The following is a 16,304-nucleotide window of genomic DNA, read 5'->3' as shown; positions in this document are numbered from 1 at the left end:
TGAACGGTAAAAATGTCCAGCCTGTGACGATGCAGAAATAAAGAAAAGGCTCAATAAATGACGAAGGCGATCGGCCTTTTTTTACTGCTGGCCATGGTGGTCCAGATCATCCGGCCGCTCGGTCTGCCGGGCCTGAAAAAAAGAGGCGATTGCTGGAAGATCGCGGTTGCCGCCTTTGTCATCTGGTCGGTGACGCTGCTTCTGCGCCCGTAACGCAAAAGCCGCCTGTCGGAATGGTTTCAAAGGCTGGCAAGGTGCGAAAATCTCTCCACCGCGCCATTCCCGTATCTGTCCAGACCCGTTCAGGCAGACGGAGGCCCGGAATCGGGGACGACTGACAATGTGTGCTTGAGGCATTTAAGCGCGAAACAGGAGCGGGAGTGGCGCACACCCTCGATCTTGTAAAGCTTGCGGCGCAGAAACTGCTCGTAGCCCGCGGTTCCCGCCACCGCCACCTTGATGAGATAATCATATTCGCCGGTTGTCAGATAGGCTTCCAAGACTTCGGGAAGAGCGGCCATGGCTTCACCGAAACGTTCCAGAACCTCATCGTCGTGGCGGTCCAGCATGATCTCGATGATCACCGTTTCGGTCAGCCCCAGATGGGCCTGATCGAGAATGGCGGTATAACCGCGAATGACCCCTTCGTCTTCCAGCCGCTTGACGCGCTGCCAGCAAGGGCTGGGCGACAGCCCCACCTTTTCCGATAGCTCCGTATTGCTCAGCCTGCCGTTCTCCAGCAGGGCCCGCAATATTTTGCGGTCAATTCTGTCCAGCGGCTTCGTCATGCCGGTCTCCCTGAAATATATTGCAAAAAAATCTGCCGTCCGTGGGGTCGCTCGCGAAAGAAGTGTTTTCCGAAGGGCATTTTGGCGCCGCCATTCGAAAGCACCTTTGGCTGGTCTTTGAGTACCGTACTGCAAGGTACAGGCAGCAGGGAGGAGCAGGCATGGCACCCACACGGCAACAGCATTTTCCAAGGCCGAGAACGCTGATACATCCCGGTATTTCTTTGCCGGTGCGCATCAACAGCCTGCGCTCGCCGTCTGCGCGCCATATGCGGCTGTTCATCGCGCCGGGGTGCAGCCTTTACGATGGCATCGTGCGGTCTTTGGCCGCAAACGGCATCGAAAATGCCTCTTTGACCATTCTTGGCGGTTATTTCGACATCCTGTCCTATTGCGTGGCCCCACCCGATCCTTCCGGCAGGGCGGTCATCGCCTATACGAAACCCATCGACGCGGGGGCGGCCTGGCTGGTTTTCGGCAATGCCACGCTGGGGCGGAGCATGAAGGACGAGCCGATCGTGCATTGCCATGCCGCCATGCGGACTGCGGCGGGTGTGGTCAAAGGCGGCCATTTGCTGACGGAATCCTGTATCGTCGGAGAAGGCGGCATTTCCGCACTTGTGACTTCGCTCGACAGTTTCGTGCTGCAGCAGTCCTTCGATCCCGAAACCAATATTCCCCTTCTTCAACCCAGGAACCGCGCGGAGCACGCCGATGAACACGCATAACACTGTCGAATCCGGCTCCATGGGCCGTGTGGCCTATGCCCGCATCGCACCCAATGAAGATCTCGTGCTCGGCGTCGAGAAACTGTGTCTGGCCGAAGGTTTCCGCAACGCCTTCGTGCGCGGCGCGCTGGGCAGTCTGGTGGATGCGTGCCTCGGCACCCGCAGCGGCGCGTTTTTGCAGATAAGCGGTCCTGCCGTTGAAATCGTTTCGATTGCCGGTGAGGTACGCGCCCAGCCAGATGGTTCCCTGCGCGCCGCGCTGACCGGCGTTGTCGCTGACACCGATGGCGCGGTTTACGGCGGTCCCTTCATTGCCGGCGCCAATCCCGTATGCATGACCTTCGAGGTGACGCTGGAAGAATGGTTGCCTGTGGAGAAACCGCAGGCGGCGTGAGGTACGGTAAGGCGGGCGGTGGAGTTGCACGGCGCAACTCATGCGGCCGCCCCCTGTGTTTCGGTTAGAAGCAGTTCGAAAGTGACGCAGACCGGGTTCTTGCCGCGCACCAGCCGCCCGCCGCTGATCTGCGTGGTAAGATCGACCATCGCAATATCCAGCATTGCCCGTTCGCCACCCGTGGCGGCGGGGTGGATGCGGCCATTGCGGATGAGGATTTCGCTGGCATAGGCGGTGAGACTTGTTCCGTCTTCATAATCCGCACCAATCAGGCTGCCGATACCATTGATCTCGGCCTCCCGCAGGTCGAATTGTTTGCAGGCGGCTTCAAGCGCCGTGCAGATATCGGTATTGGGCCGCACGGTGCACAACAGCGCCCGGAGCCCCGCATCTTTCCGGTTGCGCGGCTGCGGGATGGGCGTGAAGAGGGGGAAGTTGGTTTCCTCATCCTTCTGCACATCCAGGATCGCGCCATCCAGCGCCAGCGCCTCAAGCGGTGTTTTCCCGGCAAATTCGGACTCCAAAGGCAGCAAGTGCCCCATGGATAGAACGCCTTCGGCGCTTTTCCACGAACCATGGCAGTGCAGGAACGGCTGACCGTCGCGTCGCCCCATATGCAGGCCGGCATCGATGATCGTGCCTCCCGGCATGGAGAATGTCTCGCTATACCAAGCGGCATGGGCCTCATCGGGGGCGGCCGCGGGCATGACATAGTGCAACCGCTTCATCGGCACATTTTTCAGTCTGACATAACCGCCATCGAAACCCTGTTCGACAAAGGCTTCTGCAATCGACTCGTTGACGCAGACACCGGGTCTGGCATTCAGCCTGACCGGATGGGCGTGGCAACCGACGACGCGGAAACGTTCGGGTGTTGCCGGCCCCGGATGGACGATACTGCGCGGAAGCCCCTCCGGGGGCATTGTCGTCATACTGCAAGCCCTGCGGTAATGAAGCCACCGTCTACGGCCAGCACCTGACCGTTGATGTAGCTCGCGTCGTCCGACACAAGGAACGCCACGGCAGAGGCGATCTCGTCCGTCCTGCCATAGCGGTGCATGGGAACGCGGCTGTGCCACTGGCTGCGAACATTCTCCGTATGAACCGCCTGGGTGAGGGGGGTATCGACAGGGCCGGGCGCAATCGCGTTGACGCGAATGCCAGATTGCCCCAGCTCGTTCGCCATAACCATCGTCAGAAGATTGACGCCGCCTTTTGAAGCGCCATAAGCGCTGCGGCCGCGATTGCCGCACATGCCGGAAACCGAGCTGATATTGACGATCGAACCGGAAATTGCGCGATCCAGCCAGTAACGCGCGGCGGTGCGGGCCACGGCGAAGCTGCCGACGAGATTAACGTCAACGATACGACGGAATTCTTCCACGCTGGTATCGACCGAAAGCTTGTCGATGCCGATGCCGGCGCTGTTGACGACGGCCACCAGATCAACGGCATGATCCGCGCCGCCTGCCGTCAAGGCGGTGAAAGCTTCCTCTATAGACGTCTCATCCGCCACGTTGCAGACGATGCCGCGCGAGGCATCGATGCCGAGTTTTCCGCAAGCGGCATCCAGCGCCTCACGCTTGAGATCCAGTAGCCATGGCTGCCAGCCGCGCGCCATCAACAGCTGCGCCGTGGAAAAGCCGATACCCGATGCGCCGCCGGTGATGGCGACAGCGCCTTTCATCTCTCTCGCCTGCTGTGTCATACCGTCTCCTCCCGGTTATGCGTTGCGGCCTTCAGCCGGTCAGTTTTTCCTCGAAAACCGGCATCTGGCCGCGCTTTTCCAGCTCCTCGCGGATCATCTTCTTGGTGATCTTGCCATAGGCGGATTTTGGCATGGCATCCCAGAACACAATGGCTTTCGGCAGCTTGTAACGGGCCATCTTGCCGTCGAGATAGGCTTTCAGGTCGATGCCGGCGATATCCGCGCCCTCCCGCGCCACGCAGACGGCGACGCCGACCTCGCCCCACACCGCATCCGGCACGCCCAGAACCGCTGTTTCGCTGATATCCGGGTGCATGAGGATTTTCTCCTCGATCTCACGCGGATAGATGTTCGAGCCGCCGGAAATATACATGTCGGAGGCGCGGCCGGTGATGTATACGAACCCGTTCTCATCGCGGTGGCCAAGATCGCCGGTGCGGAACCAGCCGTTGCGGAACGCTTTGGCATTGGCGTCGGGATTATCGTAATAACCCGCGAAAACAGCGGGACCGATCACGCAGATTTCGCCGGTTTCACCGGCCTGAAGCTCCTCGCCCGCATCGTTCTGGATTTGCACTTCCATGCCGGTGCGATCAAAACCGCAGGTGCCGATCCGCGCCTCAGGGCCGTCTTCGGCGGTGTGGAAGGAAGGCGGCAGCACGGTGATGTTGCCGGTCACTTCGCCGAGGCCGAAATATTGCACCAGCACCGGGCCGAGCTTGGCGAGTGCCCGTTTCTGATCGGCACGATACATGGGCGCGCCAGCATAGATAACGTAGCGCAGCGAGGAATGATCGAAACGATCCACGGAAGGGTCTTCGATCAGCATTTTCAGAATGGTCGGCACGGTGAAGGCATTGGTGACGCGCCATTTCTCGATCAGCGCCCACACCGCGGGCACATCGAGCTTTTCCGCGGCCGGAAGCACCGTTTTTGCCCCATGCGCCACCTGCACCAGCTGGTGAATGCCCGCGCCGTGCGAAAGCGGCGCAACGACGATGGAAGCGTCGCCCGGTCCGGTGCCGGGCATCAGATCGCAGAGATGGTTGGTGATGACAAAGGCCATCTGGCCATGGGTCAGCACCGCAGCCTTGGGCCGGCCCGTCGTGCCGGAGGTGAAGAAGAACCAGCAGGGATCGTCCCGATCCACCGCCTCGCTTTTCACTTTCTGACCCAGATGGCGGGCCACGATAGTATCGTAGTCCTCGCCGAATTCGGCCGTGCCAATGGCGATGGTGAAATCGATCGCGGTCGCCTCACGGCTGGCCCTTGCATGCTCGGGAAAAGCGCTGGCGCAGATCATGCCGCGTGCGCCGCTGGCTTTCGCCAGATAGGCGACCTCGTCGGGCGACTGGCGATAATTGGTCGGCACCCACACCGCGCCCACGCGAAAGCAGGCGAACATGGATTCGAACATCTGGTTGTTGTTGGAAGACTGCACCAGAATGCGGTCGCCTTTCCTGACGCCGAATTCGATCATCAGCGCCATCGCCATCGCATCGACGCGGGCGTCCATTTCAGCCCATGTCCAGCTCTTGTCACCCCATACGAAGCCGATGTCGGCAGGGTTGCGGCGCGCAGCCTGGGTCAGGAAATGCGAGAGGTTCATGACCCGCGTGGTCGAAGGCGCAACCCCGCCCGGAGGATGTATCGTCATTTCACGCGCTCCATGATCGAGACATAGTTGGCAACCGCAGTCCCTCCCATGTTGAAAACACCGGCGAGCGAGGCGCCGGGGATCTGCATGTCGCCCGCTTCGCCCATCAATTGCATCGCCGCCATGACATGCATGGAAACGCCGGTCGCCCCGACCGGATGCCCCTTGGATTTCAGCCCGCCGGAGGGGTTGATCGGCAGACGCCCGGTTTTCAGGGCTGTGCCTTCGCGCACCACCCGATGGCCTTCGCCGGGCTTCGCCAGCCCCATCGCCTCATATTCGATGAGTTCGGCAATGGTGAAACAATCATGGGTTTCGACGAAGGAGAGGTCGTTGAGCGTCGCCCCGGCGAGTTCCAGCGAACCTGCCCAGGCGCGGCGTGCGCCCTCGAAGGCCAGCGGATCGCGGCGGCTCAGCGCCAGAATGTCATTGACATGCTTGCGGCCCCTGAAACCGATGGCGCGGTTGAGTGTCGCTGCGGTTTCCTCATCGGCCAGAATGATGGCGGCAGCGCCGTCGGAGATCAGCGAGCAGTCGGTGCGGCGCAGGGGGCCTGCGACATAGGGGTTCTTATCCGATACCGTGTTGCAGAAATCGAAGCCGAAATCCTTGCGCATATGGGCATAGGGATTGACCGCGCCATTGGCATGGTTCTTGGCGGCGATCATCGCCAGTTCTTCGGAACGATTACCATAGCGCTGGAAATAGGCCTCAGCGATACGTCCGAACTGGCCGGCAAAGCCGCCGGAAATATCGGCTTCCTCAGCACGGTAGCAGGCGGATAGAAGGATTTCACCCACCTCGGCGGTTGGCAGCGCCGTCATTTTTTCGGCGCCGACAACGAGCGCGATGCGCCCGCGTCCCGCCTCGATGAAATCCATGGCGCTGTAAAGGGCGGCCGATCCCGTCGAGCAGGCGTTCTCGAAACGCACGGCGGGCGTATAGGCGAGGCGCTCATCGCCCATGGCCACCAGCGCGCCCTGAAAATCCTGCTTCGAGAAACCGTTATTCATCACGCCGACGAAAATGCCGTCTATATCGCCGACATCGACGCCGGCATGGTCTATGGCCGGCGCCACGACCGAAGCCATCAGTTGCTCGGTATTTTCAAGGGCCGATTTGCCGAAAGGCGAGTGCGCCCAGCCGACGATCTGTGCTTTGCTCATTTGCTCGTTCTCCTTGTTTGCCGTTTCGCGTCGCCTTCGCCGCGTGTGCGGGCGCGGCTGGCCATCATTTCCGCAATGCGTGTCTCGATGCGGGTTACTTCCTCGCGCAGCACTGCCGCCAGTTCCGGCTGACGCTCCGGCCGCATGCGGCTGTCGACAGCGGCAATGCTCAACGCCCCCGCCACCGCGCCATCCGGGGTTCGGATAGCAAAGCCGATACCCCAGGAATTCGAGAGGATCAGACCCGGATTGAGCGAATAACCATTGGTTCTCGTCAATTCGACGTCGCGGCGCAGTCCGTCAAGCGTGATGCCGGGATAGTTCGCGGCGATCAGCCCGCTATTGGCGGCAATGACGCTTTCCACCTCGGCGTCGGCCAGCGCCGCCAGCATGGCGAGCGATCCCGCGCCTATGCCCAAGGGGTGCTCGAAACCGGCCTGAAGCGCGTGGGTGCGCACCGGCCAGGTGCCTTCTTCGCGATAAAGGCACAGTGCAAACGTGTCGCGGCGCACGGAAAGGAAGCTCGAATCCTCAGTGCGGCGGGAAATGCGCGTCAGACTGTCCTGGGCCATCTGCAGCAAGCCGAAACGGCGCGATGACAGGCTGCCCAGCACATAGGCTTCCTCGCCCAGATAATAACGCCGCGTTTCCTCATCCTGCTCCACCAGGCCTGCGCGGATCAGTGCCAGCAGCAGGCGGCGGGCCGTGGGCTTGTTCAGCCCGCTTTCGGTAACGATGACCGAAAGCGCCACACCGCGTTCGGCATGACGCCCCACCATCGATAGAAGTCCCAGCGCCCGGTCTACCGCGCGCGCGCCCGTCAGGTCGCTTTCTGTGGGAAGCATCGTGGCCATATCAGGAGAACGCTCCCACCGCACAGCTTTGCCCACCATCGACCGGCAGGCAGACGCCGGTGATGAACTTGGCTTCATCGGATGCCAGAAAGACTGCCGCATGGGCGATATCGAAGGCATCGCCCATGCGCCCGACCGGGACCGCGGCATTGCGCGCCGCCACCATATCTTCGACGGAGGCATATTGATTGCTGATCTGCTTGTAGATCAGCGGCGTATCGATCATTCCGGGCAGAACGCAATTGGCGCGAATGCCTTGGCGGGCATATTGCATGGCCAGCGCCACGGTCGCCTGGTTTACGGCGGCTTTCATGGCGTAATAGGCAAAATAGGGATAGCCGGTCCAGCGAATGGAGGCGAGCGAGGAGATGTTGACGATGGCCCCGCCGCCTTGCGCCAGCATTACCGGCAGTACGGCCTTGGCGGTGCGATAAACGGAGCCGATATTGAGATCGACCGAGGCTCGAAAGCGTTCCTCATCCAGCTCGACCGGGCCGCCCATATGGGTCACGCCGACATTATTGTGCAGGATATCGATGCCGCCGAAGACCTCGCAGGTCCGAGCAACCGTGGCCGATACGGAATCGAGTTTCGTCACATCGGCAGCAATCGCAATCGCCTCGAAACCTTCGCCTCGAATGATCTGTGCGGTTTCCTCGGCCGCGTCAACGGAGAGGTCGACACAGGCCACACGCGCGCCTTCGCGGGCAAATTGCATGGCCGCGGCCTTGCCATTGCCGAAACCCGGACCAGATGATCCTGCGCCAAAAACAATGGCGCGTTTTCCCGTCAGGCGACCTGTCAAAACAGTCTCCATTACAATCGTCAGAAATAGTCGGGTCGGCCCCGCCTGACGCGGGGCCAGCTATTCAGCGGACCGATCAGGTCAGGCTGGCGCCAACGGCCTTTTCGAGAATGGCCCAGGCCTCATCGCCATATTTGCCCTTCCATTCGGAATAGAAACCGGCTTCCTTGAGGGTTGCGCGGAAGAGTGAGGCGTCCGTGTCGTTGAAGGTCATGCCCTTGGCAATCAGGTCTTCCTTCACCGAGGCGTTGAGTTTCGCCACATCGGCTCGCTCGTCCTTGCCGGCCTGATTGAGGTTTTTGGCAACGATGGCGCGCAGGTCATCGGGCAGGCGCTCCCAGGCGCGCTTGTTTGCCAGGAACCAGAAGCCGTCCCACATATGGTTCGTAACCGAGCAGAATTTCTGCACTTCGAACAGCTTGGCGGTGGAAATGATCGCCAGCGGGTTTTCCTGGCCATCGACAACGCCGGTCTGCAAGGCGGTGTAGACTTCAGCGAAATTGATCGAGGCAGGGGCAGATTTGAACGCCTTGAACATCGAGGTCCAGAGCGGGCTGACCGGCACGCGAATCTTGAAGCTTTCGAGATCGGCCGGCGTGGCGATGGGCTTCGAAGCGCTGGTGATCTGGCGGAAACCGTTATCCCAGATCGTGTCCATGGCAACGAGGTTCTGCTTGGCGATTTCGCCGCGCACATATTTGCCGAGATCGCCATCCATGGCCGCCCATACCGAATCGTAGTTCGGGAAGGCGAAGCCGATGCCGCTGATGGATGCATTCGGCACCAGCGTCGAGAGGATCAGTGGCGAAAGCGTAAAGAATTCAACACCGCCCGAACGTACCTGGCTCAACACATCGGTATCAGCGCCCAACTGGCTGCTGGGGAAGATGTTGATATTCACCTGGCCGTCGGTTTCCTTGGCGATACGGTCAGCCGCCTCCTTGGCGCGGATGTTCATGGGGTGCGCGGCAGGCAGGTTGTTGGCATATTTATAATTGAATTGCGCAGCGCGGGCGCGCGACACAAAAGCGGTGGCAAGAACGGCGGAACCGGCGCCGGCCAACACGGTACGTCTGTTGATATTCATTGCTTTCTCCTCCCAAAATAAAAGCATATGTCATTCATCGGCGTGGCGGATGGACCCGCCACGGTCTCAGAGCAGAACTGTCGAGAAGCCCGGAATTGCTGCAATCAGCAGCAGACCGATGACCATGGCTGCAAGATAGGGCCAGATGGCGCCCATGGCCTCATCAGGCGAGACGTTGCCAATCTTGCAGGCGATATAGAAACCGATGCCGATGGGCGGTGCCATCAGGCCGATATTCATGGCGACCACCACGACCATCGAATAATGGATGTCGTTGATGCCGAGTGTGCGGGCGATGGGGAACATGATCGGTGCAAGTAATACGATTGCCGGCAGGCCTTCCAGCACGCAACCGAGGATCATGAAAATCAGGATCGACACGACCATATAGGTCATCCAGCCGCCCGGCAGATCGGTGATCATCGCGGTCAGCTGGAAGGCAAAGCCGCTCTGCGTCAGCCCCCAGGCCATCGCCGAGGCGCAGCCGAGGATCAGCAGGATCGCGCCGGAGAGGGCTGCCGTCTCCACCAGCATCGAATAGAGCTTTTTGAAGCTGATGCCGCCGTAAAGTACCGCGCCGATGATCAAGGCATAGAGTACGGCAATGGTGGAAACCTCGGTTGCCGTCGCCACGCCGCCGCCGACCAGACTGCGGATGAGGAAGGGCAAAACCAGCGCCGGGGCGGCAATCAGGGCCGCCTTGCCCACCAGTGGCCATGGGGTGCGTTTTGCGCCTTCCATGTTTTCATGGCGCGCCTTCCAGCGGGCCAGAACGGCCAGCACCAGAAGCAGCACCATGGCGATCATGAAGCCGGAGGTGAAGAGGCCTGCAATCGACACGCCAGCGGCCGAACCGAGAACGATCAGCACGATGGAGGGCGGAACCGTATCGGCCATAGCGGCGCCGGTGGCCAGAAGCGCAATCATTTCCTTGGGCTTGTGACCGCGACGCTTCATTTCGGGAAACAACGCCGGTGCAACCGTCGCCATATCCGAAACCTTGGAGCCGGAAATGCCCGAGACCAGAAACAGCGAGCCGAGCAGCACATAGGACATGCCCGCGCGAATGTGGCCGAACATCGAGGATAGCAGCTCCACAATCGCCTTGCCCATGCCGGTGGCGTCGAGCACGCAGCCCAGCAGCACAAAAACAGGAACCGACAATAGGATGATGCCCGACATGCCTTCGTCGATGCGCCCGATCATCACGATGGTCGGAACCCAGGTGGTAAAGGTCAGGTAGGCGAGGGTTCCAAGGCCGAAACAGAAGGCGATCGGTACGCCCAGCACGAGAAACAACGCCACGAACAGGCCGAGGAAGATCGCCAGATTGAAATTGCCGAAAGTTTCGAGCGTCGGCGATGCCAGATAGAGCAGGCCGGAGGCGACCGCGACGGTGACAATGGCTGCGACGATGTCCCGCAGATTTTCCCTGCGGAAGAGGTTGTTGAGAACCAGCAGCAGCATAAGACAGCAGCCAACCGGCAATGCCGCGGCGCGGAAGGACATTGGAATATTCAGCGCCGCCGAGGTAACGACCCATTCCTCAATGGCATATTCTATCGCCGGCTTGATAATGGCCGCAAGAAATGTCGCCACCAGCACAAGGGCGAGCGAATTGACATAGCCGAGAATGCGCTGCGGAAACATGTTGAGAAACAGCGTCAGGCGCAGATGTTCGCTGCGGTCGATGGCAATTGCCGCACCCAGCATGGCAAACCACAGGAAGCTCAACGACGCCGTTTCATCGATCCAGACGATTGGCAAATGCAGGGCATAACGCGACGCCACGCCCAGCAGAAGCAGGCCGATCATCACCGCCAGCAGCACCGCCGCCACGGCCTCAATGGGTCGCATGAACCACGAGCCTGTTACCGGGCCGGTATGCAAAAGCTCTCCATCGAGTACAAATACGTCGTCATTCGCGTTTGCGGTCATGGTTATCGGGGCCTCCTCTCCCACAGAACAACCTTCGCAACGGACTGCGGCAGACAAAGAGAATTTTACCCACGCCGAGGCCGTAATCGTGGCCTGAGCATCAGGATATATCTGTCATTGCCAGACCGGCGAGACCCCTCCAAAAGCCTGAAACTAGCGGTATATTGCCTCCACAATATGGACCGTTAAATAACTGTGCATTCGGGATACACAGGAAAATTGCCAAAATCAACTGTATAAATGCAGTATTGCGTGGTTTTCATTGCATGTTTACAGGTCCACATAGTGGATCGTGTTGTAATTGATTGAAATTCATCTGTGAGGTAACGAGTACGCAGCAATTTCCGGGGCTTTTCGAGAGCCCGTCGAGACGAAAGCGCTTATGGTGCCGGGCGATCCGGATTGTCTGGCGCTATGCGCTGGAGAAGCCGGGGAGCGCATCCGCTGTCTATTGCGGCAATGACGGTCATAAAGTCGTCAGGTCGCACGGCTTCAGCGGATAAGGCTGCCCATGGTGGACATGCTTCCACGCAGGTAGCGATGCACAATCAAAACGGTTGAGAATTATCAGTCAGGTAAAATGAAAGACGATTGGGTCCGTGTGACGGAGTACGGATGATCTTGCTTTATCAAACGCAACAGCCGCCCGTTGGGGCGGCTGCTGTTTATCTGGTGTTCTCTGTCAGCCTCAGGCGGCCTTTTCGAGTTCCTGTTTCCAGTTGCCCTTGGCGGCGAGGCTGTTCATCGCGGCGCGGTGCGTGAAGGCGCGCTGGCCGGCGGCGACGTTTTCCTGCTTGCCGCCCCAGGTCTTGAGGGCCGTATCCTGAAGCGCGCGGCCGTAGGAATAGGTCAGCGACCAGGGCAGGTCGTAGCCGGCATTCATGGCGGAGAGATGCGCCGTCGCCTCTTCGGAGGACTGGCCGCCGGAGAGGAAGGCGATGCCCGGAACGGCCGAGGGCACGGTGGCCTTCAGAACCTTCACGGTCTTTTCCGCCACTTCCTCGACGGAAGCCTTGCGGGCCTTCTTGCCGTCGATGATCATGTTCGGCTTGAGGATCATGCCTTCAAGGTTCACGCGGGCGTCGAACAGATCCGCAAACACGGTCTGCAAAACCCATTGCGTAACTTCCGCACAGCGGTCGATGTCATGCGTGCCGGGCTCGCCGTCCATCAGCACTTCCGGCTCGACGATTGGCACGATGTCCGCCTGCTGGCAGAGCGCGGCGTAACGGGCGAGCGACTGGGAGTTTGCCTTGATAGAGCCCCAGCTCGGACGCTGTTCACCGATAGTGATCACGCCGCGCCACTTGGCGAAGCGGGCACCGGCTTCATGATATTTACGCAGGCGCTCGTAAAGACCGTCGAGGCCTTCGGTGATGAATTCATGCGGGTGGAAAGCCATAGGCTTGGCGCCAATATCCACCTTGATGCCCGGCAGGCTGCCGGCCGCCTTGATGATATCCACGAAAGGCGTGCCGTCGGCGGCCTTTTGGAACAGGGTCTCTTCATAGAGGATGACGCCGGAGATGTATTTCTTCATGGCGTCGTCGGAACGGAACAGCATTTCGCGATAATCGCGGCGGGCGGTCTCGGTCGACTCCAGATTGATGCTGTCGAAACGCTTTTTGATCGTTCCCGTGGATTCGTCGGCGGCGAGCAGGCCCTTGCCGTCGGCGACCATTTTGATTGCGATGTCTTCGAGACGTTCGGTCATTTGCTATTCTCCCAAGGCACAATAAATTTCCGATAACAGAAGTTCCAGGGCAGGGAAATGGCACGCTAACTCATTGAAACGATTGAAATCATTTCAATCGTTTGAAACTTTTCCTCCCGCGTGCACTTACCAAAAAACAAGGCCGGACAAGCATGGCTTGTCCGGCCTTGTGTCAGGCAAGTTAGATAAGTTTACTTGGCGGCGGAGAGGATGGCAACGCCCGGCAGTTCCTTGCCTTCCATCCATTCGAGGAAGGCGCCGCCGGCCGTGGATACATAGGAGAAATCGTCCGAAACACCGGCATGGTTGAGCGCCGCGACGGTATCACCACCGCCTGCAACGGAGACGAGCTTGCCGGCCTTCGTGCATTCGGCGGCATGTTTTGCCGCAGCCACAGTCGCTGCATCAAAGGGCTCGATTTCAAAGGCGCCGAGCGGGCCGTTCCAGACCAGCGTTTCCGCACGGGAAATCCAGGCCTTGATGCTTTCCACCGATTTCGGGCCGACATCGAGAACCATGGCGTCGGCGGGAATGGCGTTGATATCGACGATTTCATTGGCCGCACCAGCCTTGAATTCGCGAGCCACCACGCCATCTTCCGGCAGCACGATGGCGCAGCCGGATGTCGCCGCCTCGATCATGATCTGCTTTGCGGTCTCGGCCAGATCATGCTCGCAGAGTGATTTGCCAACATTTGTGCCGCGTGCGGCGAGGAAGGTGTTGGCCATGCCACCGCCGATGACGAGGGCGTCGACCTTCTTGACGAGGTTCATCAAGAGATCGATCTTGCTCGAAACCTTGGCGCCGCCGACGATGGCGACCACCGGACGGACCGGCTGGCCAAGACCCTTTTCCAGCGCCTCTAGCTCGGCCTGCATGGTGCGTCCGGCATAAGCGGGCAGGTGGCGCGCAAGTCCTTCGGTGGAGGCGTGGGCGCGGTGGGCGGCGGAGAAAGCGTCGTTCACATAGACATCGCCGTTGGCCGCCAGCGCCTCGACGAAGGTGGGATCGTTCTTTTCCTCGCCCTTGTGGAAGCGGGTGTTTTCCAGAAGCAGGATATCGCCGTCGTTCAGTTTCGCGACGGCGTCCGCCGCCGGTACGCCGATGCAGTCGGTCGCGAAGGAAACGGCGTGATCCAGCACTTCCTCGACGGCGGGCACGATCTGGGAGAGCGACATGTCGGCGACCGGTTCGCCCTTCGGACGGCCGAAATGAGCGAGCAGGATGACTTTCGCACCCTTGGAGGACAGCTCCAGAATGGTCGGCGCAACACGTTCGATACGGGTTGCGTCCGTCACCTTGCCATCCGCGACCGGCACGTTGAGATCAACGCGGACGAGAACGCGCTTTCCGGCAATGTCGTTGAGGTCGTCGAGGGTCTTGAAAGCGGGCATAGGTCGATCCTGATTTGTTGCGAGTTCGGCACGGACCATACTATGCCTGAATGCCGACGCAAGCGGGTCAGGTCTCATTTTCTCTCACTGTATTGGCAGGTGCCGGGGTGCTTTCTTCCAAGCCGGCGGGGCGCGGCTGGCGCTTCTCTGCGAGATAATGGCGCACACGGTTGAGGATTTCCGAAAAGCTGATGAAGATCGGCAGGCTGGTGGCCGGTTCTACCGGTTCGAGGGAGATGCCCACCCCGGTTATCACCTCGTGTTCGTCCAATGTGCGAACGATCAGAACGATGGAGCCGAGGCGCACGCGGTCGGCGTAAGCAGCCTTGCCGGCAAGGCGTGCTTCGATCAATTCTGCAACGCTCATCGTCTGTTCGGCGGCCGATAGCAAACCGGGACCATAGGCCGCGTCCAGCTCCTTCGCCGGGCGGGCGGGTGAGATCGCGAAGGTGCCGAAGAACTCGGCGTCGTCATCGGCAACCGGCAGGGCGCTGGCGAACAGCCGATCGATCAGGCGGGAATAGCCCGGTGCGATGAAGAGGTAGACGAGATCGTTCTCCCGCAGCCGCCCGGCATATTGATAGCGGATCGACTTGCCGTCGCGCACCACCAGCGAAGGCATGGCCCAGCGTGGAATGCGCTCGCCCTGCATGATGGCGCTGCCCTTCGCGACCCGGTAGGAGATCAGTTCATGATTGGCCGTGCCGGGAAGATCGACCTCCAGCTTGTCCACCTCGCCCATGCGCGGCGGCACGATCAGTCCGAGCCGTGTCGCCACGGGCTTGATGGTCCAGCCTTGCACGAGAAGTGACACCAGCACGATGATGAAGGCGGCGTTGAAATAAATCTGCGCATCGTCCAGCCCGCCGAGAATGGGCATGATGGCGAGCAGGATGGAGACGGCGCCGCGCAGGCCCACCCATGCCACGAAGGAGGTTTCCTGCTGGGTATAATTGAAGGGCATGAGGCTCAGCCAGACCGCAAGCGGGCGGGCGACGAAGATGAGGAAAAGCGCGAGCAGCACGGCCGGAATGGCGATCGCCGGAAATTGCGACGGGGTGGCGAGCAGGCCGAGCATCAAGAACATGATGATCTGCGCAAGCCAGGTCAGCCCCTCATGGAAACGGCGGATGGTTTCCTTGGCGAAAATCCGGCGGTTGCCGGCAACGATGCCAGCCACATAGACCGCCAGAAAACCGCTGCCGCCAATTGTACCGGTGAAAGAGAAGACCAGCAGCGCCAGTGCGAGCACGAAAATTGGAGCCAGTCCGCGGTCGGCGGCGAACCGATTGACGACGGTGGCGATCATGACGCCGCCGAGCAGGCCGAAAATCACGCCAAGCCCCATCTGCTCGATGAAAAGCAGCAGAAAGCCGCTGTCGATGCCGGCCAATCCCTGACCCTTGGCGATGATTTCAACCAAGGCAATGGTGAGGAAGATCGCCATCGGATCGTTGGTGCCGGATTCGACTTCCAGCGTCGAACGAACCTGATCGCGTATGTGGATGCCGCCGATGCGCAGCAGGAAGAATACGGCCGCCGCATCGGTGGAGGCGACGATGGCGCCAAGCAGCAGTCCTTCTAGCCAGGAAAGCCCGAGCAAAAGCGCCGCTGCACCCGCAAAAAAGACGGATGTGAGGATGACGCCGACTGTGGCGAGAGTGACGGCGGGTGCGGCCGAAAGCCGGAAGGACTGGATGGACGTGCCGAAACCGGAATCGAAGAGGATGACGGCAAGCACCAGCGAGCCAAGCATATAGGCCAACGGATTGTTGGCGAATTGGATGCCGAGGCCGTCCACGCCGGCTGCAAGGCCGATCATCAGGAAAAGCAGGAGGAGAGGCGCGCCGAAGCGGAAGGCGATGAGGCTCGAAAACGCGGCGACGAGAACGAGAACAGTTGCGACCAGCAACAGAAGATAAAATGATTCCACGTCCACCCGCCTTACTCAAACCGCCTTGGCCGCTGCGATGATGGCTCTGCGCGTTTGCAGTCAATGCGCCACGGGTTGCGGTCTGTCAGCGCTGTTTCGGGCGGCGTTGAAAGACGATGCAAGGCGGGGTGTATCGAA

General features: G+C 60.2%; 15 protein-coding genes. 3 read left to right on the top strand and 12 right to left on the bottom strand.

Annotated features, from left to right (window positions below):
• The first annotated feature begins 57 nt into the window (after positions 1-57).
• On the top strand, positions 58-213 hold the full coding sequence (locus tag ACQZ48_RS03545; RefSeq protein WP_003520354.1) for a hypothetical protein: 156 nt from the start codon (positions 58-60) through the stop codon (positions 211-213).
• Between the two features lie 89 nt (positions 214-302).
• Here the strand turns inward: ACQZ48_RS03545 and ACQZ48_RS03540 are convergent, their stop codons facing one another.
• Positions 303-788, bottom strand: coding sequence for an Lrp/AsnC family transcriptional regulator (locus ACQZ48_RS03540; RefSeq protein WP_137411389.1), 486 nt, complete (start codon positions 786-788; stop codon positions 303-305).
• Between the two features lie 161 nt (positions 789-949).
• On the opposite strand from ACQZ48_RS03540, the gene ACQZ48_RS03535 reads away from it, so the two are divergent.
• Both ACQZ48_RS03535 and ACQZ48_RS03530 read left to right on the top strand, forming a co-directional pair.
• Entirely contained in the window at positions 950-1,516 is a 567-nt protein-coding gene (locus tag ACQZ48_RS03535) for a DUF296 domain-containing protein (RefSeq protein WP_448728539.1), read from the top strand.
• A complete protein-coding gene (locus tag ACQZ48_RS03530; RefSeq protein WP_198939105.1) occupies positions 1,503-1,910 on the top strand; it encodes a PPC domain-containing DNA-binding protein in 408 nt (135 codons plus the stop codon). Before ACQZ48_RS03535 ends, ACQZ48_RS03530 begins: the two co-directional genes overlap by 14 nt.
• 38 nt (positions 1,911-1,948) lie before the next feature.
• Here ACQZ48_RS03530 and ACQZ48_RS03525 read toward each other — a convergent pair whose 3' ends face one another.
• The 11 genes from ACQZ48_RS03525 to ACQZ48_RS03475 form a co-directional block, all read right to left on the bottom strand.
• Complete coding sequence (locus ACQZ48_RS03525) at positions 1,949-2,842, bottom strand: PCC domain-containing protein (RefSeq protein WP_173991097.1); 894 nt, start codon at positions 2,840-2,842, stop codon at positions 1,949-1,951.
• Complete coding sequence (locus ACQZ48_RS03520) at positions 2,839-3,618, bottom strand: SDR family NAD(P)-dependent oxidoreductase (RefSeq protein ID WP_173991095.1); 780 nt, start codon at positions 3,616-3,618, stop codon at positions 2,839-2,841. Before ACQZ48_RS03520 ends, ACQZ48_RS03525 begins: the two co-directional genes overlap by 4 nt.
• 31 nt (positions 3,619-3,649) lie before the next feature.
• Complete coding sequence (locus ACQZ48_RS03515; RefSeq protein ID WP_173991093.1) at positions 3,650-5,275, bottom strand: acyl-CoA synthetase; 1,626 nt, start codon at positions 5,273-5,275, stop codon at positions 3,650-3,652.
• Positions 5,272-6,441 carry an acetyl-CoA acetyltransferase gene (locus ACQZ48_RS03510; protein ID WP_077984871.1) on the bottom strand — a complete coding sequence of 390 codons (1,170 nt, stop codon included), beginning with the start codon at positions 6,439-6,441 and terminating at the stop codon, positions 5,272-5,274. The genes ACQZ48_RS03515 and ACQZ48_RS03510 overlap by 4 nt, the downstream gene beginning before the upstream one ends.
• Complete coding sequence (locus ACQZ48_RS03505) at positions 6,438-7,295, bottom strand: IclR family transcriptional regulator (protein WP_448728538.1); 858 nt, start codon at positions 7,293-7,295, stop codon at positions 6,438-6,440. The genes ACQZ48_RS03510 and ACQZ48_RS03505 overlap by 4 nt, the downstream gene beginning before the upstream one ends.
• A 1-nt stretch (position 7,296) precedes the next feature.
• Positions 7,297-8,100 carry an SDR family NAD(P)-dependent oxidoreductase gene (locus tag ACQZ48_RS03500; protein ID WP_443387536.1) on the bottom strand — a complete coding sequence of 268 codons (804 nt, stop codon included), beginning with the start codon at positions 8,098-8,100 and terminating at the stop codon, positions 7,297-7,299.
• 76 nt (positions 8,101-8,176) lie between these two features.
• Positions 8,177-9,187, bottom strand: coding sequence for a TRAP transporter substrate-binding protein (locus ACQZ48_RS03495; RefSeq protein ID WP_003520342.1), 1,011 nt, complete (start codon positions 9,185-9,187; stop codon positions 8,177-8,179).
• Positions 9,188-9,253: 66 nt separating this feature from the next.
• The gene (locus ACQZ48_RS03490; protein WP_448728584.1) at positions 9,254-11,131 is read right to left on the bottom strand and encodes a TRAP transporter large permease subunit; all 1,878 of its coding nucleotides are present in this window, start codon (positions 11,129-11,131) and stop codon (positions 9,254-9,256) included.
• Between the two features lie 682 nt (positions 11,132-11,813).
• Positions 11,814-12,839, bottom strand: a complete 1,026-nt coding sequence (locus ACQZ48_RS03485) for a class I fructose-bisphosphate aldolase (protein WP_003523197.1) — start codon at positions 12,837-12,839, stop codon at positions 11,814-11,816.
• A gap of 191 nt (positions 12,840-13,030) precedes the next feature.
• Complete coding sequence (locus ACQZ48_RS03480; protein ID WP_448728537.1) at positions 13,031-14,233, bottom strand: phosphoglycerate kinase; 1,203 nt, start codon at positions 14,231-14,233, stop codon at positions 13,031-13,033.
• Between the two features lie 67 nt (positions 14,234-14,300).
• A complete protein-coding gene (locus ACQZ48_RS03475; protein WP_137411393.1) occupies positions 14,301-16,166 on the bottom strand; it encodes a potassium/proton antiporter in 1,866 nt (621 codons plus the stop codon).
• Positions 16,167-16,304 lie beyond the last annotated feature (138 nt).

Source organism: Agrobacterium sp. 22-209-1 (assembly GCF_053522485.1).
This window is presented reverse-complemented; position numbering and strand designations above follow the sequence as displayed.

Excerpts from the sequence above, each read along its gene's own strand:
- ACQZ48_RS03480 (WP_448728537.1), bottom strand. The coding sequence starts at position 14,233 with ATGCCCGCTTTCAAGACCCTCGACGACCTCAACGACATTGCCGGAAAG.
- ACQZ48_RS03540 (WP_137411389.1), bottom strand. The coding sequence starts at position 788 with ATGACGAAGCCGCTGGACAGAATTGACCGCAAAATATTGCGGGCCCTG.
- ACQZ48_RS03530 (WP_198939105.1), top strand. The coding sequence starts at position 1,503 with ATGAACACGCATAACACTGTCGAATCCGGCTCCATGGGCCGTGTGGCC.
- ACQZ48_RS03545 (WP_003520354.1), top strand. The coding sequence starts at position 58 with ATGACGAAGGCGATCGGCCTTTTTTTACTGCTGGCCATGGTGGTCCAG.
- ACQZ48_RS03505 (WP_448728538.1), bottom strand. The coding sequence starts at position 7,295 with ATGGCCACGATGCTTCCCACAGAAAGCGACCTGACGGGCGCGCGCGCG.
- ACQZ48_RS03525 (WP_173991097.1), bottom strand. The coding sequence starts at position 2,842 with ATGACGACAATGCCCCCGGAGGGGCTTCCGCGCAGTATCGTCCATCCG.
- ACQZ48_RS03495 (WP_003520342.1), bottom strand. The coding sequence starts at position 9,187 with ATGAATATCAACAGACGTACCGTGTTGGCCGGCGCCGGTTCCGCCGTT.
- ACQZ48_RS03485 (WP_003523197.1), bottom strand. The coding sequence starts at position 12,839 with ATGACCGAACGTCTCGAAGACATCGCAATCAAAATGGTCGCCGACGGC.
- ACQZ48_RS03515 (WP_173991093.1), bottom strand. The coding sequence starts at position 5,275 with ATGACGATACATCCTCCGGGCGGGGTTGCGCCTTCGACCACGCGGGTC.
- ACQZ48_RS03520 (WP_173991095.1), bottom strand. The coding sequence starts at position 3,618 with ATGACACAGCAGGCGAGAGAGATGAAAGGCGCTGTCGCCATCACCGGC.
- ACQZ48_RS03535 (WP_448728539.1), top strand. The coding sequence starts at position 950 with ATGGCACCCACACGGCAACAGCATTTTCCAAGGCCGAGAACGCTGATA.
- ACQZ48_RS03510 (WP_077984871.1), bottom strand. The coding sequence starts at position 6,441 with ATGAGCAAAGCACAGATCGTCGGCTGGGCGCACTCGCCTTTCGGCAAA.